This is a genomic window from Paenarthrobacter sp. TRD_SC_7, from assembly GCF_056156245.1.
The window spans coordinates 1,971,864-1,997,988 of sequence record NZ_CM149587.1 but is presented as its reverse complement, the minus strand read 5'-3'; the positions used below and the strand labels follow the sequence as shown (position 1 = coordinate 1,997,988).

General features: G+C 60.8%; 25 protein-coding genes and 1 pseudogene. 10 read left to right on the top strand and 16 right to left on the bottom strand.

The genetic code is table 11. The annotated features are described in order from the left end of the window. Positions 1 to 17: 17 nt before the first annotated feature. Complete coding sequence (locus AC0J5Z_RS09705; protein ID WP_475038869.1) at positions 18 to 857, bottom strand: LOG family protein; 840 nt, start codon at positions 855 to 857, stop codon at positions 18 to 20. 163 nt (positions 858 to 1,020) lie between these two features. Between AC0J5Z_RS09705 and AC0J5Z_RS09700 the strand changes: the two genes are divergently transcribed. The 4 genes from AC0J5Z_RS09700 to AC0J5Z_RS09685 all read left to right on the top strand — a co-directional run bounded on the left by AC0J5Z_RS09700 (position 1,021) and on the right by AC0J5Z_RS09685 (position 4,316). Then, entirely contained in the window at positions 1,021 to 1,776 is a 756-nt protein-coding gene (locus AC0J5Z_RS09700) for an amino acid ABC transporter ATP-binding protein (RefSeq protein ID WP_475038868.1), read from the top strand. Between the two features lie 55 nt (positions 1,777 to 1,831). After that, the gene (locus tag AC0J5Z_RS09695; protein ID WP_475038867.1) at positions 1,832 to 2,710 is read left to right on the top strand and encodes a glutamate ABC transporter substrate-binding protein; all 879 of its coding nucleotides are present in this window, start codon (positions 1,832 to 1,834) and stop codon (positions 2,708 to 2,710) included. A gap of 92 nt (positions 2,711 to 2,802) precedes the next feature. Further along, positions 2,803 to 3,453, top strand: a complete 651-nt coding sequence (locus tag AC0J5Z_RS09690; protein WP_011775440.1) for an amino acid ABC transporter permease — start codon at positions 2,803 to 2,805, stop codon at positions 3,451 to 3,453. After that, the gene (locus AC0J5Z_RS09685; RefSeq protein WP_475038866.1) at positions 3,450 to 4,316 is read left to right on the top strand and encodes an amino acid ABC transporter permease; all 867 of its coding nucleotides are present in this window, start codon (positions 3,450 to 3,452) and stop codon (positions 4,314 to 4,316) included. The genes AC0J5Z_RS09690 and AC0J5Z_RS09685 overlap by 4 nt, the downstream gene beginning before the upstream one ends. Positions 4,317 to 4,385: 69 nt before the next feature. Here AC0J5Z_RS09685 and dapE read toward each other — a convergent pair whose 3' ends face one another. Further along, positions 4,386 to 5,510, bottom strand: coding sequence for a succinyl-diaminopimelate desuccinylase (gene dapE / locus AC0J5Z_RS09680; RefSeq protein WP_475038865.1), 1,125 nt, complete (start codon positions 5,508 to 5,510; stop codon positions 4,386 to 4,388). Positions 5,511 to 5,633: 123 nt separating this feature from the next. Between dapE and dapD the strand changes: the two genes are divergently transcribed. Together dapD and AC0J5Z_RS09670 are read left to right on the top strand one after the other, a co-directional pair. Further along, entirely contained in the window at positions 5,634 to 6,659 is a 1,026-nt protein-coding gene (gene dapD / locus AC0J5Z_RS09675) for a 2,3,4,5-tetrahydropyridine-2,6-dicarboxylate N-succinyltransferase (RefSeq protein ID WP_475038864.1), read from the top strand. Between the two features lie 13 nt (positions 6,660 to 6,672). Next, positions 6,673 to 7,515: a hypothetical protein gene (locus tag AC0J5Z_RS09670; protein ID WP_475038863.1), complete on the top strand. Its 843-nt coding sequence runs from the start codon at positions 6,673 to 6,675 to the stop codon at positions 7,513 to 7,515. Positions 7,516 to 7,532: 17 nt separating this feature from the next. Here AC0J5Z_RS09670 and AC0J5Z_RS09665 read toward each other — a convergent pair whose 3' ends face one another. Continuing rightward, a complete protein-coding gene (locus AC0J5Z_RS09665) occupies positions 7,533 to 8,144 on the bottom strand; it encodes a hypothetical protein (protein WP_475038862.1) in 612 nt (203 codons plus the stop codon). Between the two features lie 100 nt (positions 8,145 to 8,244). Further along, on the bottom strand, positions 8,245 to 8,871 hold the full coding sequence (locus tag AC0J5Z_RS09660; protein ID WP_475038861.1) for a TetR/AcrR family transcriptional regulator: 627 nt from the start codon (positions 8,869 to 8,871) through the stop codon (positions 8,245 to 8,247). An 80-nt stretch (positions 8,872 to 8,951) separates the two neighbouring features. Here AC0J5Z_RS09660 and galE point away from each other — a divergent pair, with 80 nt between their 5' ends. Further along, entirely contained in the window at positions 8,952 to 10,022 is a 1,071-nt protein-coding gene (gene galE, locus AC0J5Z_RS09655) for a UDP-glucose 4-epimerase GalE (protein ID WP_475038860.1), read from the top strand. A 72-nt stretch (positions 10,023 to 10,094) separates the two neighbouring features. Here the strand turns inward: galE and AC0J5Z_RS09650 are convergent, their stop codons facing one another. The 3 genes from AC0J5Z_RS09650 to fdxA form a co-directional block, all read right to left on the bottom strand. Then, positions 10,095 to 11,378 (bottom strand): citrate synthase, encoded by a 1,284-nt coding sequence (locus AC0J5Z_RS09650; RefSeq protein WP_475038859.1) that lies wholly within the window; start codon positions 11,376 to 11,378, stop codon positions 10,095 to 10,097. A gap of 232 nt (positions 11,379 to 11,610) precedes the next feature. Continuing rightward, complete coding sequence (dapC, locus tag AC0J5Z_RS09645; RefSeq protein ID WP_475038858.1) at positions 11,611 to 12,759, bottom strand: succinyldiaminopimelate transaminase; 1,149 nt, start codon at positions 12,757 to 12,759, stop codon at positions 11,611 to 11,613. A gap of 12 nt (positions 12,760 to 12,771) precedes the next feature. Next, positions 12,772 to 13,098 (bottom strand): ferredoxin, encoded by a 327-nt coding sequence (gene fdxA / locus AC0J5Z_RS09640; RefSeq protein ID WP_017200392.1) that lies wholly within the window; start codon positions 13,096 to 13,098, stop codon positions 12,772 to 12,774. A 135-nt stretch (positions 13,099 to 13,233) separates the two neighbouring features. On the opposite strand from fdxA, the gene AC0J5Z_RS09635 reads away from it, so the two are divergent. After that, complete coding sequence (locus AC0J5Z_RS09635) at positions 13,234 to 13,485, top strand: putative acetyltransferase (protein ID WP_475038857.1); 252 nt, start codon at positions 13,234 to 13,236, stop codon at positions 13,483 to 13,485. On the opposite strand, the gene AC0J5Z_RS09630 is transcribed toward AC0J5Z_RS09635, so the two are convergent. Continuing rightward, positions 13,418 to 13,849: a hypothetical protein gene (locus AC0J5Z_RS09630; protein ID WP_475038856.1), complete on the bottom strand. Its 432-nt coding sequence runs from the start codon at positions 13,847 to 13,849 to the stop codon at positions 13,418 to 13,420. The two genes, AC0J5Z_RS09635 and AC0J5Z_RS09630, sit on opposite strands and share 68 nt — an antisense overlap. 34 nt (positions 13,850 to 13,883) lie before the next feature. Further along, positions 13,884 to 15,800, bottom strand: a complete 1,917-nt coding sequence (gene typA / locus AC0J5Z_RS09625) for a translational GTPase TypA (protein WP_089595701.1) — start codon at positions 15,798 to 15,800, stop codon at positions 13,884 to 13,886. Positions 15,801 to 15,960: 160 nt separating this feature from the next. On the opposite strand from typA, the gene AC0J5Z_RS09620 reads away from it, so the two are divergent. Then, positions 15,961 to 16,926, top strand: coding sequence for an SGNH/GDSL hydrolase family protein (locus AC0J5Z_RS09620; protein ID WP_475038855.1), 966 nt, complete (start codon positions 15,961 to 15,963; stop codon positions 16,924 to 16,926). Between the two features lie 168 nt (positions 16,927 to 17,094). On the opposite strand, the gene AC0J5Z_RS09615 is transcribed toward AC0J5Z_RS09620, so the two are convergent. From AC0J5Z_RS09615 to AC0J5Z_RS09585, 7 genes and pseudogenes are all read right to left on the bottom strand, one after another. Further along, entirely contained in the window at positions 17,095 to 18,807 is a 1,713-nt protein-coding gene (locus AC0J5Z_RS09615; RefSeq protein WP_475038854.1) for an ABC transporter ATP-binding protein, read from the bottom strand. Between the two features lie 11 nt (positions 18,808 to 18,818). Next, positions 18,819 to 19,802, bottom strand: coding sequence for an ABC transporter permease (locus tag AC0J5Z_RS09610; protein WP_475038853.1), 984 nt, complete (start codon positions 19,800 to 19,802; stop codon positions 18,819 to 18,821). Then, the gene (locus AC0J5Z_RS09605) at positions 19,792 to 20,721 is read right to left on the bottom strand and encodes an ABC transporter permease (protein ID WP_159733645.1); all 930 of its coding nucleotides are present in this window, start codon (positions 20,719 to 20,721) and stop codon (positions 19,792 to 19,794) included. The genes AC0J5Z_RS09610 and AC0J5Z_RS09605 overlap by 11 nt, the downstream gene beginning before the upstream one ends. Positions 20,722 to 20,929: 208 nt before the next feature. Next, positions 20,930 to 22,567, bottom strand: a complete 1,638-nt coding sequence (locus AC0J5Z_RS09600; RefSeq protein WP_475038852.1) for a peptide ABC transporter substrate-binding protein — start codon at positions 22,565 to 22,567, stop codon at positions 20,930 to 20,932. Between the two features lie 547 nt (positions 22,568 to 23,114). Then, positions 23,115 to 23,330, bottom strand: a complete 216-nt coding sequence (locus AC0J5Z_RS09595) for a hypothetical protein (RefSeq protein ID WP_475038851.1) — start codon at positions 23,328 to 23,330, stop codon at positions 23,115 to 23,117. Positions 23,331 to 23,811: 481 nt separating this feature from the next. Continuing rightward, positions 23,812 to 24,460: pseudogene (locus AC0J5Z_RS09590) on the bottom strand (DDE-type integrase/transposase/recombinase); the annotation flags it as partial. Positions 24,461 to 24,489: 29 nt separating this feature from the next. Further along, the gene (locus tag AC0J5Z_RS09585; protein ID WP_475038850.1) at positions 24,490 to 25,302 is read right to left on the bottom strand and encodes a hypothetical protein; all 813 of its coding nucleotides are present in this window, start codon (positions 25,300 to 25,302) and stop codon (positions 24,490 to 24,492) included. Positions 25,303 to 25,555: 253 nt separating this feature from the next. On the opposite strand from AC0J5Z_RS09585, the gene AC0J5Z_RS09580 reads away from it, so the two are divergent. Next, a complete protein-coding gene (locus AC0J5Z_RS09580) occupies positions 25,556 to 25,918 on the top strand; it encodes a hypothetical protein (protein ID WP_475038849.1) in 363 nt (120 codons plus the stop codon). Positions 25,919 to 26,125: the final 207 nt, after the last annotated feature.

The window sequence follows — 26,125 nt, the reverse complement described above, 5'->3', positions numbered from 1 at the left end:
GTGCCAGAACCGCCTGCCTACTCCGGGCGCTGGTTTCCGTTGGTGGTCGGCGGAAGAGGTGCGCCGTGAAGGACGCGATGCACGGCGTCGGCGGGGTCATCCACCAACTGGATCAAGTCAAGGTCCTTCTCAGACACCATGCCTTCTGCCACCAGGGTGTCCCTGATCCACTCGATCATGGGACCCCAGAACCGAACACCCAGCAGCACAATGGGGAACGATGTCACCTTGCGGGTTTGGACCAGCACCATGGCCTCGAACAACTCATCGAGGGTGCCAAGTCCTCCAGGAAGCACGACAAAGCCCTGTGCATACTTGACGAACATGGTTTTGCGGGCGAAGAAGTACCGGAAGTTGATGCCCAGGTCCACCCACTGGTTGAGTCCCTGTTCGAAAGGCAGTTCAATGCCCAGGCCCACGGAAACTCCATTGCCTTCCACGGCACCCTTGTTGGCAGCTTCCATGGAGCCGGGTCCGCCGCCGGTGATCACTGCAACCCCGGCTTCGGCGAGCTTGCGCCCCACGTCGACGGCCATCTCGTAGTACTCGGTTCCCGGCTTGGTCCGCGCCGAACCGAACACACTGACGGCAGGACCCAGATCAGCCAGGGCTCCGAAGCCCTCCACGAATTCACTCTGGATCCTCAGGACGCGCCACGGATCGGTGTGGATGAACTGCCCGGCACCGCTGGTATCCAGCAAATGCTGGTCCGACATTCCTGTGTCCGCTTGTTTGCGTCGGAGCTCGAGGGAGCCTTTGTGCTTGGCGGGCGCGATCTCCGATGGAAGAGGCACATGGGTGCCCGTGACGCGACCGTTGGCATCCGGGTGGGGAACGGGGTGCTGGCTGATGCTCATTGCCCAAGGCTAGCGCGGATGAAGGCGCGCTCCACTGCTGCGACCCGCTTCTTGCATTGCAGTCTGGTATATCGCCGGGGGGCAGGTTTCTGTTCAGTCACGATCTTCAGGAAGTTGCCGTGACCGTGGTCATATTTGCTTCTTTGTTCGCTAGATTCGTCGTATGACTACTCAAGCGTCCGGCGATGCCCTCGTCTCCCTGAACGGCGTCAATAAGCACTACGGTCAATTGCACGTCCTCAAAGACATCAACCTCCAGGTTCAGAAGGGTGAAGTCGTGGTGGTTATCGGACCTTCCGGTTCCGGTAAGTCCACGCTGTGCCGTGCCATCAACCGTTTGGAAACAATCGACGACGGCGACATCGCCATTGACGGGAAGAAGCTTCCCGAAGAAGGCAAAGACCTCGCGCACTTGCGTGCCGACGTCGGAATGGTGTTCCAGTCCTTCAACCTGTTCGCCCACAAGACGATTCTTGAGAACGTCACGCTGGGACCCATCAAGGTTAAGAAGGTGGCCAAGGGCACGGCTGACAAGGAAGCCATGGCCCTCCTTGAGCGAGTAGGCGTAGGGCACCAGGCCCCGAAGCTTCCTGCCCAGCTATCCGGCGGCCAGCAGCAGCGTGTGGCTATTGCCCGCGCTCTTGCCATGAAGCCGAAGGTGATGCTGTTCGACGAACCCACGTCCGCGTTGGACCCCGAGATGATCAACGAAGTCCTGGACGTCATGATCCAGCTGGCCAAGGAAGGCATGACCATGATCGTGGTGACCCACGAGATGGGCTTCGCCCGCAAGGCTGCTGACCGCGTTGTGTTCATGGCAGACGGTCAGATCGTGGAGGACTCAACTCCCGAGGAATTCTTCACCAACCCGAAGAGCACCCGCGCCAAGGACTTCTTGTCCAAGCTCTTGACCCACTAGCTCCTTACCGCCCGCACCCCCGGCCGTAAGGCGGCCACCCAATGAAAGGAACATCATGAAGTCTCTTATTACCCGGAGGAAGTCACTCCTGGTGGCCGCATCGGCTGCGCTTGCCCTCTCGCTGAGCGCTTGCGGCGGTGGCGGTAGCACAACCACTCCCCCTGTTGCCTCGGCGAGCTTTGAAGCCGGTACCACCATGGAGAAGCTGAACAAGGCCCAGACGATCAAAATCGGGACTAAGTTCGACCAGCCGCTGTTCGGCCAGAAGGGCCTGGACGGCAAGCCTGTCGGTTTCGACGTCGAAATGGGCAAGGCAATCGCCGCAAAGCTTGGAATTCCCGCTGACAAGATCGAGTGGGTAGAGACGGTCTCCCAGAACCGTGAGTCGTTCATCGAGCAGGGTCGCGTCGATCTTGTGATCGCCACGTACACCATCAACGATGCCCGTAAGGAAAAGGTCGCCTTCGCCGGGCCGTACTACGAAGCAGGCCAGGCGCTGTTGGTGAACAAGGACGATACCTCCATCACCAAGCCTGAAGATGTCGCAGGCAAGAAGGTCTGCTCCGTAACGGGTTCCACCCCGGCCAAGACCATCGCCGAGAAGTACAACGCCGAGGTAGTCCCGGCGGCCACCTACACCGCTTGCCTGGAGCCGCTGCGCAACAAGCAGGTTGTCGCCGTCACCACTGACAACGTCATCCTCGCCGGCTACGTCGACAAGGAGCCTGACGCCTTCAAGCTCGCCTCGGATGAAACCTTCACCAAGGAGCCTTATGGCATCGGCCTGAAGAAGGATGACACTGTCTTCCGCAACTGGATCAACGACCAGCTTGAGGAATTCGCCAAGGACGACACCTACAAGAAGGCTTGGGAAGCCACTGCAGGCAAGGTCATCAAGACCGCCCCTGAACTTCCTGCGATCAACCGCTACTAGTCGGGACCCATCAACTGCCGCCGTCCATCCGGACGGCGGCAGTTGACGAATCCAGGACCCTGTTCCCTGATTAGCTGCAGCCAAAGGAAGCCATGGACGCCGTCATAGCAAGCCTCCCCGAATATTGGGACGGATTTCTCCGAACCCTCTATCTCTCCGTAATTTCAGGAATCATTGCCCTCATTGTCGGCACACTCCTGGCGGCCATGAGGGTTTCCCCCGTGGCAGCACTTCGCGGTTTCAGCATGTTCTATGTTGAAGTGGCGCGTAACACCCCGTTGACCATCATTTTCTTTTTCGCCGCCATTGTTTTACCCCGGTTGGGCGTTAAGTTTGAACAATTCGAAGTCGCGGCCATCATCGCGCTGAGCAGTTACACGGCCGCCTTCATCGCCGAAGCGGTCCGTTCCGGCGTCAACAGCGTGCCCGTGGGCCAAGCAGAAGCTGCACGCAGCGTCGGCATGACCTTTACACAGGTCTTGGGCTTCATCGTCCTCCCCCAGGCCGTGCGCACCGTCATACCTCCGTTGATCAACATCCTGATTGCACTGGTCAAGAACTCCTCGGTGGCCGGCGCGTTCTTCGTCCTGGAGCTTTTCGGCTACGGCCGCCAGCTCTCCAACGACTACGGCAACCAAGTCCTCTGGATCCTCCTCGGGGTGGCTTTCTTCTACCTCCTGATCACAGTTCCCCTGGGACTTCTGGCGCACTTTGTTGAACGAAAGGTGGCGATTGCCCGATGACATCGGTCCTTTACGACGTCCCCGGGCCAAAGGCCCGCCTCTATTCGCTCCTGGGCTCCGCCGCCGGAATCCTGATCATCCTCGGCATCCTCGCCATCGCCGTCACGACGCTGGCACAGCAAGGCATCTTCGACGCCGACCGCTGGGCGATCTTCTACGGTCCTATGGCGCCGGATGTCTGGAACCTGATCGGCCAAGGCATTCTCTCCACCTTGGCAGCAGCCGCCGTGGCAGCCGTGATCGCGTTTCCCTTGGGCATCGCGCTCTGCCTGCTGCGTATCTCCCTGATTCCCTGGATCCGGATTCCCACGCAGGTAGTGCTTGAGTTCCTCCGCGGCATGCCCGTGGTCCTCATGATGTTGTTCGTCCTCCTGGTTTTCGCCACAGGTCAGTTCCAGGCCGTCGTGGTTGGCCTGGTTCTTTACAACGCCGCCATCTTCGCCGAGATCCTGCGCGCAGGCATCCAGTCCCTCCCCAAGGGACAACGCGAGGCCGGCCTGGCCATTGGGCTCCGGAGCTTCCAGTCACGGATGTCCATCGAGTTCCCCCAGGCCGTACGCCGGATGCTTCCGTCCCTGGTGGCTCAGTTGGTGGTTCTGCTCAAGGACACCTCGCTCGGCTACATCGTCGGCTACGAGGAACTCCTGCGGAAGATCCAAATCATGGCCGACTTCCTGGGCCCGGACTTCCTGTTTCCTGCGTTCTTCGTGGGCGCTGCGATCTACATCCTGATCAACCTGACCGTGTCACGGATTGCGATCATGATTGAGCGTCGCGGCTCCAAGAAGGCTGCCGGCGGCGTGGCTTCCGCCATTAAAACCGTGGATCTCGAAGTCAACGTACCGGGTACGGACAGGAAGTAGTCCTGCACCTAAAGAAGAAGGTCCGCAGCCATCAGGCTGCGGACCTTCTTCTTCGTCCAGGGTCCGGGACTACGGCGTCAGCCACGTCCTCAGTGCACGGAGGCACTCACGCACGGCATCGGCGTCGACGTGCTCGTTGTCCTTGTGCGCCAGCAGCGGATCGCCGGGTCCGAAGTTCACCGCCGGGATGCCCAGCTCACTGAAACGTGCGACGTCGGTCCATCCGTATTTCGGCTTGGGCTCTGCACCGACTGCGGCCACGAAGGACGCCGCGGCGGGGTGATTCAGTCCGGGCCTGGCGCCGGCAGCCGCGTCCGTACGGACGACGTCTAATCCTTCCAGTAGGTCCCGGACGTGGGCCTCGGCCTGGTCCGGCGTTTTATCCGGAGCGAAACGGTAGTTGATTTCCACCACGCAGCGGTCCGGGATCACGTTGCCCGCAGTTCCGCCGTTGATCTTCACCGCGTTGAGGCTCTCACGGTAGTCGAGGCCGTCCACGTTGATGGTCCGCGGCTCGTAAGCGGCAAGCCGGGCCAGGATGGGTGCTGCGGCGTGGATCGCGTTGACGCCCATCCATGCCCGCGCAGAGTGGGCCGTTTCGCCAAGGGTAGTGGCTTCGAAACGGCTGGTGCCGTTGCATCCACCTTCAACCGTGCCGTGGGTTGGCTCCAGCAGGATCGCGAAGTCGCCCTTCAGAAGATCCCCATGGTTCCGGACCAGCCTTCCGAGGCCGCTCTTGACCGCTTCCACTTCTTCATGGTCGTAGAAGACGAAGGTGACGTCCTTGTCCGGCTGCCGGCCGTCGTCGAACAGTGTTGCCGCCAGCGCCAGCTGCACCGCAACGCCGCCCTTCATGTCAGTAGTCCCGCGTCCGTACAGCACGCCTTCACCGGGAACACCGGACTCCCACGTTGCCGGAACAGTGCCGAGCGATCCCTCAACAGTGGGCAGCGGAACCGTGTCCAGGTGCCCGGCCAGGATGACGCGCTCGGAACGGCCAAGTTCCGTGCGGGCAATGATGGCGTCTCCGTCCCGGGTCACGGTGTAGGCGGGGATGGCGCGCAAAGCAGACTCGACGGCGTCGGCGAGTTCGGTCTCGTTTCCGGAAACGCTGTTGAAGTCAATCAGCGCGGCTGTCAGCAGAGCAACGTCCTGGCGCAGGTCAAGGAGGGCGGGAGCAGGGTTCAGGGTCACCCGTCCAGCATATCTACATCTACCATTATTGGTGCTTGCGGTAACCAAGATTCACCGCAAATGCGACTTCTATGGCATGAGACGGGTTTTAACCGACCTCTGCCTGCTGGATAGACTTGGCCCATGACTGAAACTGCTTCCTCTGCTGTGCCTGCAAACGCGACCGAAAACCACCGATCCGCCTACGGCTTCGGCCTCGCCACCATCGCCACCTCGGCTTCCGGGGAAGCAACCGTGCTTGATGTCTGGTACCCAGCACCCGCGCTGGGCGTTGCCGCCGAGACCCTGCGCGACGTTGATAACGCCGATCCGGCGCTCACTGCACTTGCCGAGGAAGGCAAGGATGCTGACCGCGGCACCGAGCAGAAGGTTGTCTTCGCACAGATCGACCTCGACGCCGCCCCTGCAGACACTGCCGATGCTTACCTGCGCCTGCACCTCCTCTCGCACCGCCTGGTCAAGCCGAACAGCATCAACCTGGACGGTGTCTTCGGCAAGCTGCCCAACGTGGTGTGGACCAACTTCGGCCCCGCCGCGGTTGACAGCTTCGAACTGACCCGCGCCCGCCTGCGCAAGCGCGGCAACGTTGTGGTCTTCGGCGTGGACAAGTTCCCGCGGATGGTTGACTACGTCGTTCCCACCGGTGTGCGCATTGCCGACGCCGACCGCGTCCGTTTGGGTGCCCACCTCGCCGAAGGCACCACTGTGATGCACGAAGGCTTCGTGAACTTCAACGCAGGAACCCTGGGCACCTCCATGGTGGAAGGCCGGATCTCCGCTGGCGTTGTTGCCGGCGACGGCACGGACGTCGGAGGCGGAGCGTCCATCATGGGCACGCTCTCCGGCGGCGGCAAGGAGAAAATTGCCCTGGGCGAGCGGGTTCTGCTCGGCGCCAACTCCGGAGTGGGCATCAGCATCGGCGACGACTCCGTAGTGGAGGCCGGCCTGTACGTCACCGCCGGCACCCGTGTACGCGTTCCGGGACCCAAGGACGAGAACGGCGAGGACACCAGCAAGATCATCAAGGCCGTAGAACTCTCCGGCGTCCCGAACCTCCTCTTCCGTCGCAACTCCACCACCGGCGGCGTGGAAGTCCTGCCGCGCAAGGGCCAGACGGTGGAGCTGAACGAGGCTCTTCACGCCAACTAGCAGGAGACACCCAATGCGCCGGTTCCGCCGCGCCATCGTTGCGGTGCTGGCTTTGGCCCTCGTAGCAGGTGCCATTTACGCAATAGTTGCCGTGCTGCAGCGCTCCGAGACCTTGGTCACGGAGCGCTGCTTCGCCGTGGTCGGCTCTGAAAACCATGAGCTTGCCACGGACCAGGCTGCCAACGCATCGCTCATCTCGGCGATCTCTGTCCGGCGTGGGCTGCCGCCCCGGGCGGCGAGTATCGCTCTTGCCACAGCCATGCAGGAATCCAGGCTGCGCAACATCAACTACGGTGACGACGCCGGACCGGACTCCCGCGGTTTGTTCCAGCAACGGCCCTCGCAAGGCTGGGGAACCGAGGAACAGGTGATGGACCCCGTCTATGCAAGCAATGCCTTCTTTGACGGACTGGTCAAAGTGCCCGGCTACGAGGCCATGGAGATCACCCAGGCTGCCCAAGCGGTCCAGCGTTCCGCTTTCCCCCGCGCGTACGCCCAGCATGAGGGAATGGCTCGGGCTTTCGCTTCCGCCCTCACCGGACACTCCACCGCTTCTTTGAGTTGCGAGTTGCGCATGCCGGAGGCGGCGGGTGACCCTGCCGTCGTTGTCGATGAACTCACGACGGCGTTCGGCACCCAGGCGGCCACCGTTCAGGGCCGCTCGGTTCAGCTGGAGATTGGCGGGACACAGGCGTGGGCCGTGGCTCACTGGGCGGTGGCGAACGCCAAGACGCTGTCCATCACGCAGGTGGACCTCGCAGGCCAGACGTGGAACCGGGAGAAACGCGACGGCTGGCAACCGTCTGCCGCTCCCACTGAGACGGTCACCATTACTGTTTCAGCGCCGGCCACCTGAGTTTGTGTAGAGCTCCCTCAGGCGAGCAGCTCAACCACCGGCTGGACGTAACTGCGGAACACATCGGGCTCGGACAACAACTGGTGGCTCATGATCATGGTGTCCGGTTCCAGATACCAGGCTCGCGGCTCGTTAAGTGGCAGCTCAATGATGGTGAGTTCGAAGTCGCGGGAACTGCGGCCGACTTCAAGGAGCCGGTCCTCCACCATTTCGTTCAGCACATGTGTCACGCCGTTGGCTTCACGGGCGGCCTCAAGATGGGCATACTCATCGATCCTGTCCGTGGCCCATCCCAACGCAGAGCCAAAGTGTGCCTGCAGGACGCGCTGGAGTGCCGGTGAGTTGCCAAAAGCCTTGAAGCTGGGCGGCGATAGCTCGGGAGCCGGATTGGGATAAGACTTCACCAGGCTCTCCCACCAAGCCTCCCACTCGGTCTTTAGCGCCGGGAGACCCCCAACGTCAGAGGTGAGGTGCTGGTGGTCTGCATGCCGGACTTTTGGAGCTGCGTGGGAGAGGATGGGTTTTCCAGCACCATCCAATCCGGCTACGTCGCGCAAGTACAGGGCAATGAGCATAGGCCCGGACGTATCCATGGTGATGCGCCATCCCGGGCCGCCTGACTCGTGCATGCGAATTCCTCCCTTTGGCAGGTCCCCGACATGTTCCAGTCTATTCCCGATGACTCCGGACGGTAATGGCGTTGTCTGCTGCTTGTGGCCTGGCCGGCCCTTAGCGGCCGGCGGGCACTGCTCCCAACGAACGCAGGTGAGCTGTGAGGACGTCGCTGCACATCTCTGCGGTCATCCACTCGGGCTGCAGCAGCGCATGCATGCACAGCCCGTCCATGGTGGCCAGGAGCCTTTCCGCCTCAGTCACGAGGGTTTGCTGGGCGTCAGCTTCACCGGGGCTCAGGAGCATGATGAGGCGACCGACGACGGCGGCTACGGTGCGGTGGCTGCGCTCGGCTTCGGCCGCCAGGACAGGCTTGATCCGGGCAGCGTGCCGGAACGCCATCCATACGCAAGCATCTACTGCGAGCTCCTCGTCCAAGGGCAGGAGCTGTCCGAGGAGATTCAGCACAGCGTTGTGCTGCTCGGGACTACGCGGTGACGCTTCTTCGACGGACGCGAGCGACTCCTCAAGACGCCCTGTGATGCGATCGATGACTACTCCAAAGGAGAAGACCAGAAGTTCATCACTGCTGGCGAAGTAGTGCCGCACCGAGCCAACAGCGAGCCCTGCTTCGTCAGCTACTTCCCTGAGGGACGCCCGTTCCAAGCCGTCGCTGGCAATGATCCGGAAGACGGCTTGGACAACTTCATGGCGCCGGGCTTCGGCATCAACAATTTTGGGCACCAGTAGTTTTTAGCACGAACGTGCTTCAACACCGCTCAACACAGAGCGGCGTGGCTCCGATTTCCGATAGCGTAGGAACCATGAAAATTCTTGTCACGGGTGGCACCGGCTACATCGGTTCCCACACCGTTTTGTCCCTTCAGGAAGCCGGCCACGACGTCGTTGTGCTCGACAACCTCGTGAACTCCAGCGAGGAATCCCTCCGCAGGGTTTCGGAGCTCACCGGCAAGACCGCCGCCTTCCACAAGGTGGACCTGGTGGATGAGCCCGCCGTTGAGGCCGTCTTCGACCAGCACCGGATCGACGCCGTGATCCACTTCGCGGGACTGAAGGCCGTAGGAGAGTCCGTCCAGGAACCCCTCGCCTACTACTACAACAACATCGTGGGCACCCTGAACCTGCTCCGCGCCATGGACAAGCACAACGTGCGCTCCATCGTCTTCAGCTCCTCTGCCACGGTATACGGCGAGCACAATCCGATCCCCTACATCGAGAAGATGGAAATCGGCGCCAACAACCCGTACGGCCGTACCAAGGAACAGATCGAGGACATCCTGTCGGACCTGGGCAACGCCGACGACCGCTGGCATATCGCACTACTGCGCTATTTCAACCCCGTGGGCGCACACCCGTCCGGCCGCATCGGCGAGGACCCCCAGGGCATCCCGAACAACCTTGTCCCCTTCATCGCCCAGGTAGCCGTGGGACGCCGCGAGAAACTCATGGTCTTCGGCGGCGACTACGACACTCCCGATGGCACCGCCCAGCGGGACTATATCCACGTGGTGGATCTGGCCGATGGCCACGTAGCAGCCCTGAACTACATCGCCGAGCGTGCCGGCGTCCGCCGCTGGAACCTTGGCTCCGGCCGCGGCTCCTCCGTTCTGGAGGTCCTGCGTTCCTTCGAGAAGGCCGTCGGCCAGCCGATTCCCTACGAGATCACCGGCCGCCGCGCCGGCGACCTCCCCGCCTTCTGGGCCGACGCTTCCTCCGCCCTTGCGGACCTCGGATGGTCCACCACCAAAACCGTGGACCAGATGTGCGAGGACCACTGGCGCTGGCAGAAGAACAACCCCTACGGCTACAACGCTGCCGAGCCTGCCGCGGCGACAAACGCCTCAGCAACTACAGGCCGGGCCAGCAACGCCTAGGCAACCAACGACGGCGGCCGCCCACCTCGCGCGAGGTGGGCGGCCGCCGTCGTTATTGACGCTTTTGCCGTATCAGTTGGCCGGGTAGTTGCGCTCCGGCTCACCTGTGTAGAGCTGCCGCGGACGGCCGATCTTGGTCTGGGGATCGTTGATCATTTCGCGCCACTGGGCAATCCAGCCCGGGAGGCGTCCAATGGCGAAGAGGACTGTGAACATCTTCTCCGGGAAGCCCATGGCCTTGTAGATGAGGCCGGTGTAGAAGTCGACATTCGGGTACAGCTTGCGCTGGATGAAGTATTCGTCAGCCAGTGCCTTCTCTTCAAGGCGCATGGCGATGTCCAGCAGTTCGTCGTTGCCGCCGAGCTTGCCCAGAACTTCGTGTGCCGTTGCCTTGATGATCTTGGCGCGGGGATCGTAATTCTTGTAGACGCGGTGTCCGAAGCCCATGAGGCGGACGCCGTCTTCCTTGTTCTTGACCTTCTCCATGTAGTCCTCGGGCTTGATGCCGTCGGCCTGGATCTGGCGGAGCATCTTCAGCACGGCCTCGTTTGCGCCACCGTGGGCGGGGCCGAAGAGGGCGTTGATGCCGGCGGACACCGACGCGAAGAGGTTCGCGTTGGATGAGCCCACCAGTCGCACGGTGGACGTGGAACAGTTCTGCTCGTGGTCGGCGTGCAGGATCAGCAGAAGGTCCAGGGCCTTGACCACCACAGGGTCCATTTCGTACTGCTCGGCAGGGAGGCCGAAGCTCAAACGCAGGAAGTTCTCCACGAGGTTCATGGAGTTGTCCGGGTACAGCATCGGCTGGCCGATGGACTTCTTGTGCGCATAGGCAGCGATAACCGGCAGCTTGGCCATGAGGCGGATGGTGGAAACTTCAACGTGCTCCGCGTTGAAGGGATCCAGCGAGTCCTGGTAGAACGTGGACAGCGCTGAAACAGCCGAGGAAAGCACCGGCATGGGGTGGGCGTCACGCGGGAACCCGCCGAAGAAGCCCTTGAGCTCTTCGTGCAGGAGCGTGTGGCGACGGATGCGCTGATCGAACTCTTCCAGCTCCGTGGGAGTGGGGAGGTTGCCGTAGATCAGCAGGTAGGAAACTTCGAGGAAGCTCGAGTGCTGCGCGAGCTGCTCAATGGGGTAACCGCGGTAACGCAGTACGCCTGCGTCGCCGTCGATGTAGGTGATGGCCGAGGTGGTGGCCGCTGTGTTCATGAAGCCAGGGTCATAGGCGACGGCGCCCGTCTGCTTCAGCAGCTTGGAAACGTCATAACCTTCGTTTCCTTCTACAACCTTGATGCGCGGCAGTTCGAGTTCGCCGCCGGCATGGCGCAGTGTCGCGCTGGTGGTCTCAGTCATGGAGTCCCCTTCATGAGGCCTCAGGGCCTCTATCGAACGCTTGTCCAACAACCTTCTGGTGCCGCCGCCTTCGGCCCTACTGTTGCAGGGCTCCAACGGCCGAAGTGCTTTCTTAGAGAAGGCCACCATTGATAGTCAGTTAAAAAGTTACCGCCAGTAACCCTCCGGAACTAATCCGTACCGTCCGGTTACTGGCGGAATGACGCTATTAGTGGTGCAAGTCACAGCATTGTTATGAGGCCGTGCCAAGCCGTTCGACAGCGGCATCAATTCGCTCGTCGCTGCCCGTGAGGGCCACACGGATGAAGCCGTTGCCTGCGTCTCCGTAGAAAACGCCCGGACCCACCACAATGCCAAGCTCAGCGAAGCGTGCCACCGTGTCCCAAGTGGCTTCGCCGGCTGTGGACCACAAGTAGAGCCCTGCCTTGGATTCGTGGATCTTCAGTCCGAACTTCTCCAGCGCCGGCACAATCCTCTCGCGCCGCCCGCGGTACAGGTCCTTCTGCGCCAGGACGTGCTTGGCATCGCCCAACGCAACGCGCATGGCTTCCTGCACCGGGTAGGGAACAATCATGCCCGCATGTTTGCGGCTGTTGACCAGATTGGCCATGATGGCCGAATCTCCAGCTACGAACGCGGCACGGTATCCGGCAAGGTTGGACTGCTTGCTGAGCGAGTAGACGCACAGCAAGCCATCAGTGGAACCACCGGTAACCCGGGGATCCAAAATGCTGGGGACAGCTTCGCCGCCACGCTGGGCATCCCATTCGCCCCAGCCCAGCTCTGCGTAGCACTCGTCGGAGGCCACCACTGCTCCGAGCTCACGGGCCTGGCCGACGATCCGTTGCAGCGATTCGATGTCACGGACGCTGCCTGTGGGATTGCCCGGTGAGTTGATCCAGATCAACCGGACCTTCGCTCGGGTGGCTGGATCGAGCTCATCCAGGTCGTCCGCGGCAACGGCCGTGGCACCAGCCAGTGAAGCGCCGATGTCATAGGTCGGGTAGGCAACAGTGGGACGCACAACGACGTCGCCTGCGCTCAAGCCCAGCAGGAACGGCAACCACGCCACGAGCTCCTTTGAACCCACGGTGGGCATGACGTCCTGGGGGTCCAGCCCCGGGACGCCGCGACGGCTGGCGAACCAGTCCACAACCGCCTGCCGCAAGGCCTCCGTACCGTGAACCGTGGGATAGCCGTGGGCATCGGCAGCGTTGGCCAGAGCCTCGCGGATCAACCCGGGGGTGGGGTCCACCGGAGTTCCGATGGAGAGATTCACTGCGCCACCGGGGTGCTTCGAAGCCGTGGCGACATACGGCGCCATGGCCTCCCAAGGGTAGTCAGGCAGGTTCAGGCCGAAAGCGGGCGCCGCTGAAATCACCGAAACTACCGCCTAGTGGTCTTGGTTCTGCGGGGGCAGTGCGGCGATGTACGGGTGGTCCTTGCCCGTGTTGCCGATTTTGGCCGCACCACCCGGGGAGCCGAGATCGTCAAAGAACTCCACGTTGGCCTTGTAGTAGTCGGCCCATTCTTCCGGAGTGTCATCCTCGTAGTAGATGGCCTCAACCGGGCACACGGGTTCGCAGGCACCACAGTCGACACATTCATCGGGGTGGATGTAGAGGGAACGCTCACCTTCGTAAATGCAGTCGACAGGGCACTCTTCAATACATGCCTTGTCCTTGACATCCACACACGGCTGCGCGATTACGTACGTCACGTCCCAGACCTCTCCACGGTTTGTCCCGGCGATGGCCGGGGTAATACGGCCGGCATCATGCCGGGCACTCAACTTCCGAGCCTATTATCCAACAGTGCGCTGACGCCAACCTAGCCCGCGTCTTAGTATGAAACGGTGACTCCCCCGAATTTGCCGCCGCGACAATTCCTCCTCGACGCAGAGCCAGGTATCCGGGTGGTGGTCCGGTACAGGATCGACGACGGACTGACGGACGCGCTGGGCTATCTGGTGGGTACCACGGAAGGCTCCTGCACCATCCGGACCCGTACCGCCGACGTCGAGATTCCGTTGGCAATGGTTATCGCGGCGAAAGAGGTTCCACCGCCACCGCCGCGGCGGCAGTCCGTTCGCGTCGCAGCCGACTAGCAACCAGCCGCTTAACAACAATAAGCATGATTAACGTCACTACGCCGATGCCGAAGACCCACACGTTGCCCACGGCGTCGCCGAGAACCAACTGCTTGGCAGAACCGGCCGAGGACAGTACGCCGACGGCGGCATAGCTCACCACGCCTGCCACCGCCGTCGGTATCACCGAGCGGGACCACGCAGCGAGCCACAACTGCACGGACGCAAGCAGCAGCAAGGCTGCAGCCACACCCCAGGAGACCTCGACGCCCGACCAGAGTACGGTCTGCCGGTGCAGTACGGTGCCCGCCAGGGCAACGAAAAGAGCCGCCAGTACGGCCGTGGCAATGCCACGAACCGAACCGGCGGCTCCTTTCTTCATTCAGCTGTTCCGAACTGGATCAGGCCAGTTAGGGCTAGGACTTGGCGCGGGCGCGGTTTGCCTTGGCGCGCTCGTTGGAGTCCAGGATGACCTTACGGATACGGATGGCATCCGGGGTTACCTCGACACACTCGTCTTCGCGGGCGAATTCGAGCGACTCTTCGAGGGTGAGATCGCGCGGCGGCGTCAGGTTTTCGAAGGTGTCGGAGGAAGCGGCACGCATGTTGGTGAGCTTCTTTTCCTTGGTGATGTTGACGTCCATGTCATCAGCACGGGAGTTCTCGCCAACAATCATGCCTTCGTAAACCTCGGAGGTGGGCTTCACGAAGAAGGAACCGCGCTCTTGCAGGTTAATCATGGCGAATGGCGTAACAACGCCTGCGCGGTCGGCAATCATCGAACCGTTGGTACGGTATTCGATCGGTCCGGCCCACGGCTCGTAACCTTCCGAGATGGAGGCAGCGATACCGGCGCCACGGGTGTCCGTCAGGAACCGGGTACGGAAACCAATCAGGCCACGCGCAGGGACGATGAATTCCATGCGGCACCAGCCGGTGCCGTGGTTGGCCATGTTGGTCATGCGGCCCTTGCGGGCAGCCATGAGCTGCGTGACGGCGCCGAGGTATTCCTCGGGCACATCGATGGTCATGTGTTCCATCGGCTCGTGCAGCTTGCCGTCGATGGTCTTGGTGACAACCTGCGGCTTGCCCACGGTGAGCTCGAAGCCTTCGCGGCGCATCTGCTCAACGAGGATGGCCAGCGCGAGCTCGCCACGGCCCTGTACTTCCCAGGCGTCGGGACGCTCGGTGGGGAGCACCTTGATGGAGACGTTACCGATCAGTTCCTTGTCCAGGCGATCCTTCACCTGGCGGGCCGTGACCTTGGCACCCTTGACCTTGCCGGCCAGCGGCGAGGTGTTGATACCGATGGTCATGGAGATCGCGGGATCGTCCACGGTGATCAGCGGCAGCGGCTGCGGGTTCTCGGCGTCGGTGAGGGTCTCACCAATGGTGATTTCCTCGATGCCGGCGACGGCGACGATCTCGCCGGGACCTGCGGACTCGGCAGGAACACGAGTGAGGGCCTTGGTGGCCAGCAGTTCGGTGATCTTGACGTTCTTGAGCTCACCATTGGCGCGTGCCCAGGCCACGGTCTGGCCCTTGCGGAGCGTGCCGTTGTAGATGCGGAGCAGGGCGAGGCGGCCGAGGAACGGCGATGCGTCCAGGTTGGTCACGTGTGCCTGCAGCACGCCGTCCGGGTTGTACGTCGGAGCGGGGATGTGCTCGATGATGGTCTTGAAGAGGGGCTCGAGGTCCTCGTTCTCCGGAGCCGAGCCGTTGGCCGGCTGGTCCAGGGACGCGCGGCCAACCTTGGCGGCGGCGTAGACGACGGGAACTTCGAGGACCTTGTCCAGGTCCAGGTCCGGAACTTCGTCGGCGAGGTCCGAAGCGAGGCCCAGGAGCAGGTCCATGGACTCGTGGACAACCTCGTCGATGCGGGCGTCGGGACGGTCGGTCTTGTTGACCAGGAGAATCACCGGGAGGTGCGCGGCAAGGGCCTTGCGGAGCACGAAGCGGGTCTGGGGCAGGGGGCCCTCGGATGAGTCGACCAGCAGGACGACGCCATCAACCATGGAAAGACCGCGCTCTACCTCGCCACCGAAGTCAGCGTGGCCGGGGGTGTCGATGACGTTGATGGTGATGGTCTCGCCGTTGGACGACGGGCCGTTGTAGGCAACCGTGGTGTTCTTCGCGAGGATGGTGATGCCCTTTTCGCGCTCCAGGTCACCGGAGTCCATGACACGGTCCTCAACCTCACCATGGGAAGCGAAGGAGTTGGTCTGCTTGAGCATGGCGTCGACCAAGGTGGTCTTACCGTGGTCAACGTGTGCGACGATCGCGACGTTGCGCAGATCGCTCCGCGACGCAGTGTTGGTGATGGTTTCAGACATGCGTTAATGACTCGTTTCAGTGGTGAAGTCAGCTGTTTGTATCCGCGCGCATACCTGATCGACTTGATCGGAACACACAGCGAAAAGACCCCGGGACACAGGGCACCTGCATCCAGTCTAAACGCAGTTGCATTTCTGAGCCTAAAAAGCAAGCTATTCAGTGCCGTATTGTGGTGCTGCTCACAGTTCGATGTTGTTACGTAAACGCAAGTCCAGATGCTGGATTTTGCCTGTCTTGTGCACCATGATGGGCTGCAGAACCAGTGCCACGTGGAGAACAACGATGCGACAAGCTCCGGCCGTGTTCCGCATGCTCGCACCATTGATCGCCATCGGCGTTCTCTCGGTAGGCTGCGGGCCAAGCCCAGCACCAATCACCACCCCCTCTGGATCAACCGCGCCCGGGCCGGCGCAGACGGCCGCCGCGGATAATCCGCTGAGGATTGCCCCGGCTCCCAGCTCGCTCAACCTGCCGGTGGGCTCGCTATATAAGAACCCCACGAACAATCGCAGCGAACTGGTTCTCGCCGACGTGCGCCACACCGCGGTACTCATCGGCGATTCCCAGTCAATGCCGAAGGATTCGTGGCCGCAGCAGGGCATCGCAGCCATGGGCTACAAGTTGCACGTGGTTGGCATGGGCGGCACTGGCTACGTAGCAACCAATGGGAAGACCGGCAATTACATCGACGCGCTGCAGCGCGGAGACTGGGTGCTGCCTTTCGGCGACCCACCGCTGATCGTGATTCAGGGTGGCGGCAACGATGCCACCCAACGCGCCACCGACGCCCAGATCACCAGCAACGCAGAGCGGCTTCTCGCCGCCCTGAAGAAACGTTACCCGGGCACCACCTTGGCCATGATTGGAACCCTTGCCAGGGGCGTAAGTAACGGAGGCGGACGCCGCACTGAAATCGATGCCCTCCTGGGACGCATCGCCGGCAAGCACGGCATACCGTTCGTCAGCGCGGGCGACTGGCTCACGCGCTACAACGCGATCGGCGATCTCCAGGACGGCGTGCACTTGAAGCCGGCCGGGCACGCGAAGCTGAGTACCGCACTAGCCCGCGAATTCACTGCCCTTGGCCTCACGGCACGCCCGGACAGCGCCGACCCCGGAAAGTAGCCCGCGCCGTCGTCGATTTCGGCGTTGCGGGGCCGGCTCTGCGCGCTTCGCGAGCTTTATGACGTGCACAGCAGGCCTCGCAACACGAAGTTAACGGCAGGAGCCGGTGGTTCCCTTCTCGAGGAACCACCGGCTCTGTTGCTAACCGGGGTTGATGCTCGACGCCGGTCAGGCCACCTCTGGGGGCAACAGCAGTGAACCACCCGGGATGGCGTCCAGAAGTGCCTGCGTGTAAGCCTCTCGAGGGTTGTCGAAGACATCATCCGTGCTGCCCGTTTCCACGAGCTTGCCCTTTTGCATGACGCAGACGTGATCCGCGATCTGCCGCACTACTGCAAGGTCGTGCGTGATGAAGAGGTACGTCAGGCCAAGGTTGTCCTGAAGGTCAGCCAGCAGGTTCAGGACCTGGGCCTGGACGAGGACGTCCAAAGCCGAGACCGCTTCATCGCAGATGATAACTTCAGGATCCAAAGCCAAAGCACGCGCAATGGCAATGCGCTGGCGCTGACCACCGGAGAGTTCGTTAGGGTACCGACGCATGGTGGACTGTGGCAGCGCCACCTGGTCCAGAAGCTCCCGGACCTTCTTTTCACGACTGGCCTTATTGCCGATCTTGTGGGTCCTCAACGGTTCTTCAATGGTGCGGAAGATGTTGTACATGGGGTCGAGGGAACCGTAAGGGTCCTGGAAGATCGGCTGCACCCGGCGTCGGAACTTGAACAAGTCCTTGCTGCTGAGCGTGGACGTGTCTACGCCGTCGAAGATGATCTTTCCAGATGTCGGTTCCAGCAAGTTGAGGACCATTTGTGCCACTGTGGACTTGCCTGATCCCGACTCGCCGACGATAGCCGTGGTGGTTCCTCGCTTGACAGCAAAAGAAACAGAGTCCACGGCGGTGAAGTCAGTGGACTTGCCAAGGCCTCCGCGAAGCTTGAAGACTTTGGTCAGGTCTTGGACCTTCAGAACCTCCTCCGGCAGAGCCGTCTCAACGACGGGCTCAGTCGGAGCCAGCAGCTCCTCCGATTCGATGCCCTGCTCCTTGGCAACCTGGATACGACGGGAAGCCAGCGACGGCGCCGAAGCAACCAGCCGCTTTGTGTAGGGGTGCCGTGGGTTGCGGAGAAGCTCGAGCGATGGGCCGGACTCCACAACCTGGCCCTTGTACATAACAACCACTTTGTCCGCGCGCTCGGCTGCAAGGCCGAGGTCGTGGGTGATGAGCAACACGGCCGTGCCCAGCTCGGAGGTCATCTTGTCCAAGTGATCCAGAATCTGGCGCTGGACCGTGACGTCAAGGGCTGACGTCGGCTCATCTGCGATCAAGAGGCGGGGCTGGCACGAAAGCCCGATTGCAATGAGCGCACGCTGGCGCATGCCTCCGGAGAATTCGTGCGGATATTGCTTGGCCCGGCGTGAGGCATCGGGCAGTCCTGCCTCGGACAGCACCTTGGCGACGTCATCAGGTCCGGAAGGAAGGCCGTTCGCTTTCAACGTCTCCTTGACCTGGAAACCGATTTTCCACACCGGGTTCAGGTTGGACATGGGGTCCTGTGGAACCATGCCGATGGAATTGCCGCGGAGCTCGATCATCCGCTTCTCGCTGGCATGGGCTATGTCTTCGCCGTCAAAGAGAATTTCTCCGCCGGCCACCCGCCCATTCCCGGGAAGCAATCCAATGGCCGCCAGGGCTGAGGTCGATTTTCCTGAGCCTGACTCCCCCACAATCGCCACCGTCTCGCCGGGCATGACCGTGAGGTGGGCATTCCGCACCGCGTTGACTTCACCATTACTGGTGGTGAAGTTGATTGCCAGGTTCTTGATCTCCAGCAGCGGACGCTCCGAGCCAGCGACTTCTTCCTTAATGTGAACTGAAGAGTTCATGGCTTCGCCTTTCATCGTTTACGCGCCTTGGGGTCCAGGGCATCCCGCAGGGCATCGCCCAGCATGATGAAGCTCAAGACTGTTATGGAAAGAGCAATGGCCGGGTAAAGCAGGGGCATCGGGTTGGACCGCAGTGATGCCTGCGCGGCCTGAATGTCATTGCCCCAGGACATAACGCTCGGCGGCAGCCCAATTCCAAGGAAGGAGAGGGTTGACTCGGCGACGATAAAGGTGCCCAGGGAGATGGTGGCCACAACAATGATCGGAGCCAGCGAGTTCGGCAGCACGTGACGCAGCAGCGAACGGAAGCGCGAAACGCCCAAGGACCTGGCGGCCATGACAAAGTCCGCGTTCCTGACCTCGATCACAGCGCCTCTGGTGATACGCGCGATCTGGGGCCAACCGAAGACAATCAGAATCAACACCAAGGTCCATACGGTGCGGTTGGCGCGGAATACGGGAAGCTGCATCATGACGATTGCGCCCAGGATAAGGGGCAATGCGAAGAATATGTCCGTCAGACGGGCCAGGAGGGCATCAGCCCAGCCGCCGTAGTAGCCGGCAAGTGCACCCACTACACCGCCGAACAGAACCACGCCGATGGTGGTGAAGAGGCCTACCGTCACTGATGAGCGGGTACCAAAAATAACCCGCGCATAGACGTCACAACCCTGCTGCGTGAAACCGAGCGGGTGCCCGCTCGTGGGTCCCCCGTCGGAGTTGGCCAACTGGCAGGCCTCGCTGGACGGATCAATTTGCGAGAACAGGCCGGGGAAAAGAGATACCACCACAACGGCCAGAATCATGATCGCCGAGATGATGAACAGTGGCTGCTTGCGCAGATTCTTCCATGCCTCGCCCCACAGACTTGAAGGGGCACTGTCTTCTTTGACCTTGTCCGTGGCCTGAAGCGGCGTCTCGTCAAGGTCGGCAACGAAGTGCTCGATGTGTCCCCGGGCGGTGTCCTGCCCGGTCAGATTACTTTCAGGAGTCATAACGGATCCTCGGGTCAAGCCAGGCGTATAGGAGGTCAACAAGCAAGTTGGAGAGGCAATAGATCAACACCAACACCGTGACAATGGAGACCACCGTGGGTCCCTCACCCGACAAGACGGCCCGATAAAGCCTGTTGCCCACGCCGGGAACGTTGAAGATACCTTCTGTGACAATCGCGCCACCCATGAGGGTCCCCAGGTCTGCGCCCAGGAATGTCACCACTGGAATAAGGGAGTTCCTCAGAATGTGGACGTTCACAACCCTGAAACGGGACAGTCCCTTAGCCGTCGCTGTCCGGACATAGTCGGCGTTCATGTTCTCGATGACGCTGGTTCGGGTCAAGCGCAGAACGTACGCGAAGGAAGCCAAACCAAGAACGATTGCCGGCAGGATCAAATCCTGCACGGTCGCAGCCGCACTGACAGTCGGTTTCGCCCAGCCCAGCTGCACACCAATGAAGAACTGAAGAATGAAGCCAAGGACAAAGATCGGGATGCCGATGACGATCAGCGAGGCGATCAAAACGGTTCCGTCGAAGAACTTGCCCTTGCGAAGACCTGCGATGAGCCCGAAAGCAATGCCGAAGACAGCTTCAAAGATTAGAGCCATCACTGCAAGCCGGGCCGTGACAGGGAAAACCTCGCCTAGAACGGCGGCAATGGGCCGGCCGGAGAAGTCCTGGCCGAGGTCAAAAGTGAAGATGCTCTTGAGGTAGAGCAAGTACTGGATGATGAAGGGCTGGTCCAGGTTGTACTGAGCCCTCAGCTTCGCAGCAACAGCTTCGTTAACAGGCTTATCGCCAAACAGAGCGGCAATGGGGTCGCCGGGAAGACTGAAAACCAGGAAATAGACCAGCAGTGTAGCTCCCAGGAAAACGGGAATCAGCTGGAGGAATCGCTTAAGGATGTATGTGGCCATCAGCGCATCACACCCCGATCAGCAGGCACCCGGTCCAAGGGTGCAGCGGAGTTGTTCATTGAAGAACCTTTTCGTCTGATGTGCAAACGTTCCCTGCCAAGGCAAAGTAAGCCTGCACAAGGACGCCCAACCGGAGTTGGGCGTCATTGATTTGCAACGTGATACGGCGACGAAGGCACTCAACTGAGCACCCTCGCCGCCGTTTCGCTTACTTGCCTGTGATGTTGTAGTACAGCGGGACGCCGTCCCAGCCGTAGTCAACGTTCGTGACACCGTCGCTCCAGCCACCCTGGGATACCTGGTACCACAGCGGAATAGCCGGCAGGTCCTGCAAGAGGATTTCCTGGGCCTTGTTCATGGCCTTGTTGCCTTCAGCCACAGAAGGTGCAGACAGTCCATCGGAAATGGCCTTGTCAAAGGTCGGGTTCTCATAGCGGGCATCGTTCGAGCCAGCACCGGTCTTGTAGATCGGGCCGAGGAAGTTGTACAGCGACGGGTAGTCTGCCTGCCAACCAGCACGGATGGAACCGGTCAACGTACCGGTCGTGGCGAGGTCGCGGGCTTCCTTGAAGGTAGCGAACGGCAGTCCCTCAGCCTTGATACCCAAGTTGTTCTTCAGCTGGTTGGTAACAGCCTCAACCCAAGCCTTGTGGCCACCCTTGTCGGCGTTGTACGCGATGGTGAAGACCGTGTTCGGGTCCCACCTCTGGATAGCGTCTGCCTTGGCCCAGAGTTCCTTGGCCTTGGTGGCGTCAAACTTCAGGTTTTCAGAGCCGGGGATGCTGTCGCTGTAGCCATCCAGCACGGGAGCAGTGAAGTCCTTTGCGGGCTGGCGGCCACCACTGAAGATCACCTTGGTAATCTCTTCGCGGTCCATTGCCATGGAAATAGCCTGGCGACGGAGCTTGCCGGCCTCTCCGCTCCACTCCGGAAGGTATTCCGGAATAGCGATGGTCTGGTTGCCGGCGTAAGGCTTCTCAATGAAGCGGTCACCCAGATCCGACTTAAAGTTCTTCAGCGCGCTCGTGGGAATGACCTGCAGGATGTCCAGGTTGTTGGACAGGAGATCCTGGTATGCGGCGTCGTCGTTCTGGAAGATCTTGAACGTCACACCGCCGTTCTTTGCCTTACGAGGACCGTTGTAGTCGGGGTTCGGGACCAGCTGGATCTGCACGTTGTGCTGCCAACCGTTTTCCGCCATCTTGTACGGGCCGTTGCCTACCGGCTTTTCGCCGTAGGTCTTGGGGTCGGCAAGTGCCGCTGCCGGAACAGGCATGAACGCGGTGTAACCGAGACGCAGCGGCCAGTCAGATTCAGGTTGCTTAAGTTCTACCGTGAAGGTGGTGTCGTCCACGACCTTGAGGCCGGACAGTGTGTCCACCGTGGAACCCTCTGCACTGGCTTCGTCGTAACCCTTGATGCTCTCAAAGAAGGTAGCGCTCAGGTTCCCGTTCTTTGCTGCTGCTCCGTAGTTCCAAGAGTCAACGAACGTCTTAGCCGTGATGGTGTCACCGTTGGTGAACTTCTGATCCTTCTTGATCTTGATGGTGAAGTTCTGGGCGTCCGGTGCCTCGATGGACTCCGCCAGCTCGTTAACCGGCTTACCCGATGGGTCGTAGCTAACAAGGCCGGAGAAGATCAGCGTGGCAATCTTGCCGCCGCCGACCTCGTTAATGTCTGCCGGCATGAGCGGGCGCTGAGGTTCTGAACCGTCAGCAATGATGACCTTGTTCGGGTCGCCCGCGGATGTACCGGAGTCGTTGCTGCCGCCGCCACCGCAACCGGTAGCTGCGAGGGCGATGATCGCCGCTACGCCTAGAGCTTTGGAAGTGCGCGAGAAACGCATTCCGCCTCCTATGAGTCGTGGAGTTGAGCAGGGAAAATTCGTGATCTCCCCCAGGCAAAGGCACAGTTTCCTACTGTGACGTTGCCTACATGTGGGTGTAAGCCTACCCACATTGTGTCCGGATGTTGGGACTTGCTGGCCAAACTGTAACCGTTCCGCAACCTCCAGATGCCTAAATTGTCAGGGATTTCAAGTCAAACCCTACTCGGTGGTAATATTCGCTGTCTGACAGCAGGACAGGACGTTTTTTGCGCAAAAAAGGCCCCTGATTCACTGACTGAATGTTGTTCTTGAAGAAGGTGCGGCTGTACCATCCAACGTCAAGGCCATAGGTCGCACCGATGGTGAAGTTTGAGGCCACTTGGTACCGGCTATTGAAGCTGACTCCCGGGATATCCCCAACGTCCCGCAATTCGATGTCTTCAAAAGGACTGAGGCTGTAGAGGCTCCCCCTCGTAGCCAAGCCCACAACCGATCCATTTTAGAAAGGTTCTTTTGCGGCGAAGGCGTCAGAGCATCTTGGGACTGCACAGGGGCTAGCCCGCGCTCACGTAGGCGTGAATCGCCTGAGGGCGGCAGCTTTTTGCTTCTGGGCCGAGTATGCGACCCGGCATTGCGTCGTCGCCCATCCGGCGTCCCGGTAGGCGCCCCACTGTCGACGGGCAGGTGTGGCAACGATGAAAAGGATCAAGGCCACAACGAACGCAACGATCTGGCCAAGGCCTGCAAACAGGAGACCGAAGCCAGCAATGTTGGCCACCATCTCCGGATCCGTATGTAGTTGGCAGCCGTGCTGAGGCGCCAAGCCATCCTCTTATGAGGGTTGCTGCATCGGCGAGGTCGTCAATGCGTGGGCCATTGGACGATCCATTCCATGTCCGTCTCTCATAGCCGAGCTTGCCGAGGGCGACGTCCTCCAGGTGCTGTTCGGATGCTTTGCCAAGCTGCGCGTCAAGGGCCCATTGGATCTTCTCTGGGTCGCGGACAGCTAGCCGTCGGGCCAGTTCCAGAGTGTCATCGAGAGGGACTATCAATGCTCCGTCGTGCTCGAAGCATAAGCTACCGATGAACTCTTGAAAGCGAATCGAGTGCCGCACCTCGAATGAGGGTGGGCAAGCTCAACCACTTCGGCCTGTACGTCGGAAGCATGAGCAGAAGCGTCTGCTACGGCCGCCCACTTCGCTTCGATTTCCTTGAAGTGTTTGACGTCCTCCCATCGGCATTTGAGCCTGCCGATAGGAGTCCATGCCTCTTCGCCGTCTTCTTCGATGACGAAATTGGGATCCGCGATCGGGGTGCAGGATGCAGCCAGCCACCTCACTGCGTCGGGCCACCGCACTGTTGAGCGCTGCCACGGCCAGGCGGGACTTCATCGGTGAGTCGATCGAATAGCCGACGATCCTGTTGGAATGAACATCCATGACCGCGCACAGGTAGAGCTTGCCTTCGGCGGTGGGGTGATCAATGATGTCCGAGAGCCACAACCGGTTCGGGGCGCTGGCGGTGAACTCGTGCCGGGTCCGGCCTGTGCTGTCGGTCACCGCGCACAGGTCATCGTCGACCGGCGGGCCGGGCTTCTTGGACTTGCCGCGTTTCTTCCCAAAGACCGACCACCAGCCGTTATCCGGGCAGATCCGCCACGCGGTCCGCTCAGACATCGGCTCACCCGAGGCGCGAGCTTCATCGACCAGAAACCGGTACCCGAACTCGGGGTCCTCCCGGTGGGCATCAAACAAAGCATTGGCCCGATAGGCCTGCTCATACTCGGCAACGGTAACCGGGTTGGCCAGCCAGCGGTAGTAAAGCGGACGGGCGGTCTTCAGCACCTGGCACGTCACCGTGACAGGCAATACCGTCAGCGGCAAGGTCCTGAACGAGCGGGTAGCTCATTTGGTTCGATTAGCATGCTATGTGGGCATGTTTTATGAAAGTGTGATGACATCCTCATGCAGCATGGACACCAAGCTGAATGCCAACGCCAATGCCGCCTTGGCTCCGTCAATAGACACGTGCTGGTAGGTGTCCGATCCGTGCCTTTCGCCACCCTCCCAGAGTGTCCTCATCATCGAGATGATGACCTTCTCGTGAGGAACGTTCTTGGCCAGAAGGGGGAGGCTGACAGTTTTCTGTTCGATGTGGCCGATGATTGCCCCGAGCGTTGCGCGCCCACTGTTTGGCAGGAGGCGAGGGCAGCCGATGGTCTCAACCGCTTTGACGCTCAACCCGTAGGACTCGTTGGGGCTGGGGTGCGCTCCGTAGATTGCGTTGAAAGCCTCTGCCAATAGTCCGCCAGCGGCTTCGGTCTTCGCCACGACGTCGCGGTAGGCAACGTCAACGCCTTCCGGGATTCGGCGGGTCATTCGAGGTTTACCCGGTTCAAGCTCGGTTACGGTCCATTCGGACCTGCCGAGGTCAAGCATGTTCTTCAGTTCGAAGTGCTTTGCTGCTACCTGACTGACTTTGTGATACATAAGCCAGTCGATTACGGAGACAAGCACATCGTCTTCCAGGTGTTCAATTTCCTGTATGAAGTTATAGCCATATTCGGAGAACTGTTGCTTGAATACGAGGGTCAAAGAGCGGGCGATACTGCCGTTCAAGTACGACGTCCCACCGCATTGGTCGGTTATCCACTGGGCGAGTTGCGGGCGCATGTATTCAGGGATGCCGGGTTCGATCGCGGTCATTTCCGCGAATTCGTCCTCGTCCAGCGCTGGTGAAACCCATCCGGTCATTTTTGCTCCTGCCGCCTTTGAATTAGTACGGCAATTTTACTAGGCGGGTACCCTGTGGATGGCAACATTCCGGCGACACTGAGGGTTGTTCGCTATAGGCCTAACGTGTTGGGCCCTCGCAGCCACATTTACTTGCACCTTCCGTTATCGGATGGTGTGTGATTGCTGTGCAGCGGTCGCTATGGTGGTGGCCGCATGCGGCGCAGTGGAAGGTGCGGGCGCTGGTCGACTCGCCAGCGCGTTACTATTTCGCATGCACATCACTCCTGAATTCGCCGGGCTCATCGCGCAGGTTTTCCCGGCACTATTGATCGCTCTCCTCGTTGAAGGCCGTGTGTCACCAATGAGCCGAGAAGCCCGCTGGACACTACTGCTCGTCTACTGCGTTCGGTACGTCGCCGTAATCGGGGCTACCTTATCCACCTTCTTGTGCCTTCATGCTGCTGGGACGAAGACGGAGTCCGGAAGCAATGACTGGGTTGTCTCGATAAGCGGCGTGTTCTTGTTTCTGTCGCTTTCATTCATGAATGGAACGGTCATGGGAAGCGAGCAGTCCGGCGTGATGTCGCTGTTCAAGAAGCCGAGTAAGGAACCACAGCCAGAGCTAACCCGCTGAGTCCTGATGCACTGATCCGTGCTTCTCACAGTCTGGATTGGTTGGTTTGGGGTGGGCTGGGTTGTACCGCCATGCGGGGCAAGAACAGCCCGGGTATGTGTTGGTCCGCCTCGCCCACGCGTCCGGGGCGCCCATGCCCGGGAGGATGTCAGCCATTGGAGCAGCGGCAGGAGCTATGCAGGCACCGCCCCCAAGCTTTGGCTTGTT

Excerpts from the sequence above, each read along its gene's own strand:
- AC0J5Z_RS09705 (WP_475038869.1), bottom strand. The coding sequence starts at position 857 with ATGAGCATCAGCCAGCACCCCGTTCCCCACCCGGATGCCAACGGTCGC.
- AC0J5Z_RS09700 (WP_475038868.1), top strand. The coding sequence starts at position 1,021 with ATGACTACTCAAGCGTCCGGCGATGCCCTCGTCTCCCTGAACGGCGTC.
- AC0J5Z_RS09695 (WP_475038867.1), top strand. The coding sequence starts at position 1,832 with ATGAAGTCTCTTATTACCCGGAGGAAGTCACTCCTGGTGGCCGCATCG.
- AC0J5Z_RS09690 (WP_011775440.1), top strand. The coding sequence starts at position 2,803 with ATGGACGCCGTCATAGCAAGCCTCCCCGAATATTGGGACGGATTTCTC.
- AC0J5Z_RS09685 (WP_475038866.1), top strand. The coding sequence starts at position 3,450 with ATGACATCGGTCCTTTACGACGTCCCCGGGCCAAAGGCCCGCCTCTAT.
- dapD (WP_475038864.1), top strand. The coding sequence starts at position 5,634 with ATGACTGAAACTGCTTCCTCTGCTGTGCCTGCAAACGCGACCGAAAAC.
- AC0J5Z_RS09670 (WP_475038863.1), top strand. The coding sequence starts at position 6,673 with ATGCGCCGGTTCCGCCGCGCCATCGTTGCGGTGCTGGCTTTGGCCCTC.
- AC0J5Z_RS09665 (WP_475038862.1), bottom strand. The coding sequence starts at position 8,144 with ATGCACGAGTCAGGCGGCCCGGGATGGCGCATCACCATGGATACGTCC.
- galE (WP_475038860.1), top strand. The coding sequence starts at position 8,952 with ATGAAAATTCTTGTCACGGGTGGCACCGGCTACATCGGTTCCCACACC.
- AC0J5Z_RS09650 (WP_475038859.1), bottom strand. The coding sequence starts at position 11,378 with ATGACTGAGACCACCAGCGCGACACTGCGCCATGCCGGCGGCGAACTC.
- AC0J5Z_RS09630 (WP_475038856.1), bottom strand. The coding sequence starts at position 13,849 with ATGAAGAAAGGAGCCGCCGGTTCGGTTCGTGGCATTGCCACGGCCGTA.
- typA (WP_089595701.1), bottom strand. The coding sequence starts at position 15,800 with ATGTCTGAAACCATCACCAACACTGCGTCGCGGAGCGATCTGCGCAAC.
- AC0J5Z_RS09615 (WP_475038854.1), bottom strand. The coding sequence starts at position 18,807 with ATGAACTCTTCAGTTCACATTAAGGAAGAAGTCGCTGGCTCGGAGCGT.
- AC0J5Z_RS09610 (WP_475038853.1), bottom strand. The coding sequence starts at position 19,802 with ATGACTCCTGAAAGTAATCTGACCGGGCAGGACACCGCCCGGGGACAC.
- AC0J5Z_RS09605 (WP_159733645.1), bottom strand. The coding sequence starts at position 20,721 with ATGGCCACATACATCCTTAAGCGATTCCTCCAGCTGATTCCCGTTTTC.
- AC0J5Z_RS09600 (WP_475038852.1), bottom strand. The coding sequence starts at position 22,567 with ATGCGTTTCTCGCGCACTTCCAAAGCTCTAGGCGTAGCGGCGATCATC.
- AC0J5Z_RS09595 (WP_475038851.1), bottom strand. The coding sequence starts at position 23,330 with ATGGTGGCCAACATTGCTGGCTTCGGTCTCCTGTTTGCAGGCCTTGGC.
- AC0J5Z_RS09585 (WP_475038850.1), bottom strand. The coding sequence starts at position 25,302 with ATGACCGGATGGGTTTCACCAGCGCTGGACGAGGACGAATTCGCGGAA.
- AC0J5Z_RS09580 (WP_475038849.1), top strand. The coding sequence starts at position 25,556 with ATGCACATCACTCCTGAATTCGCCGGGCTCATCGCGCAGGTTTTCCCG.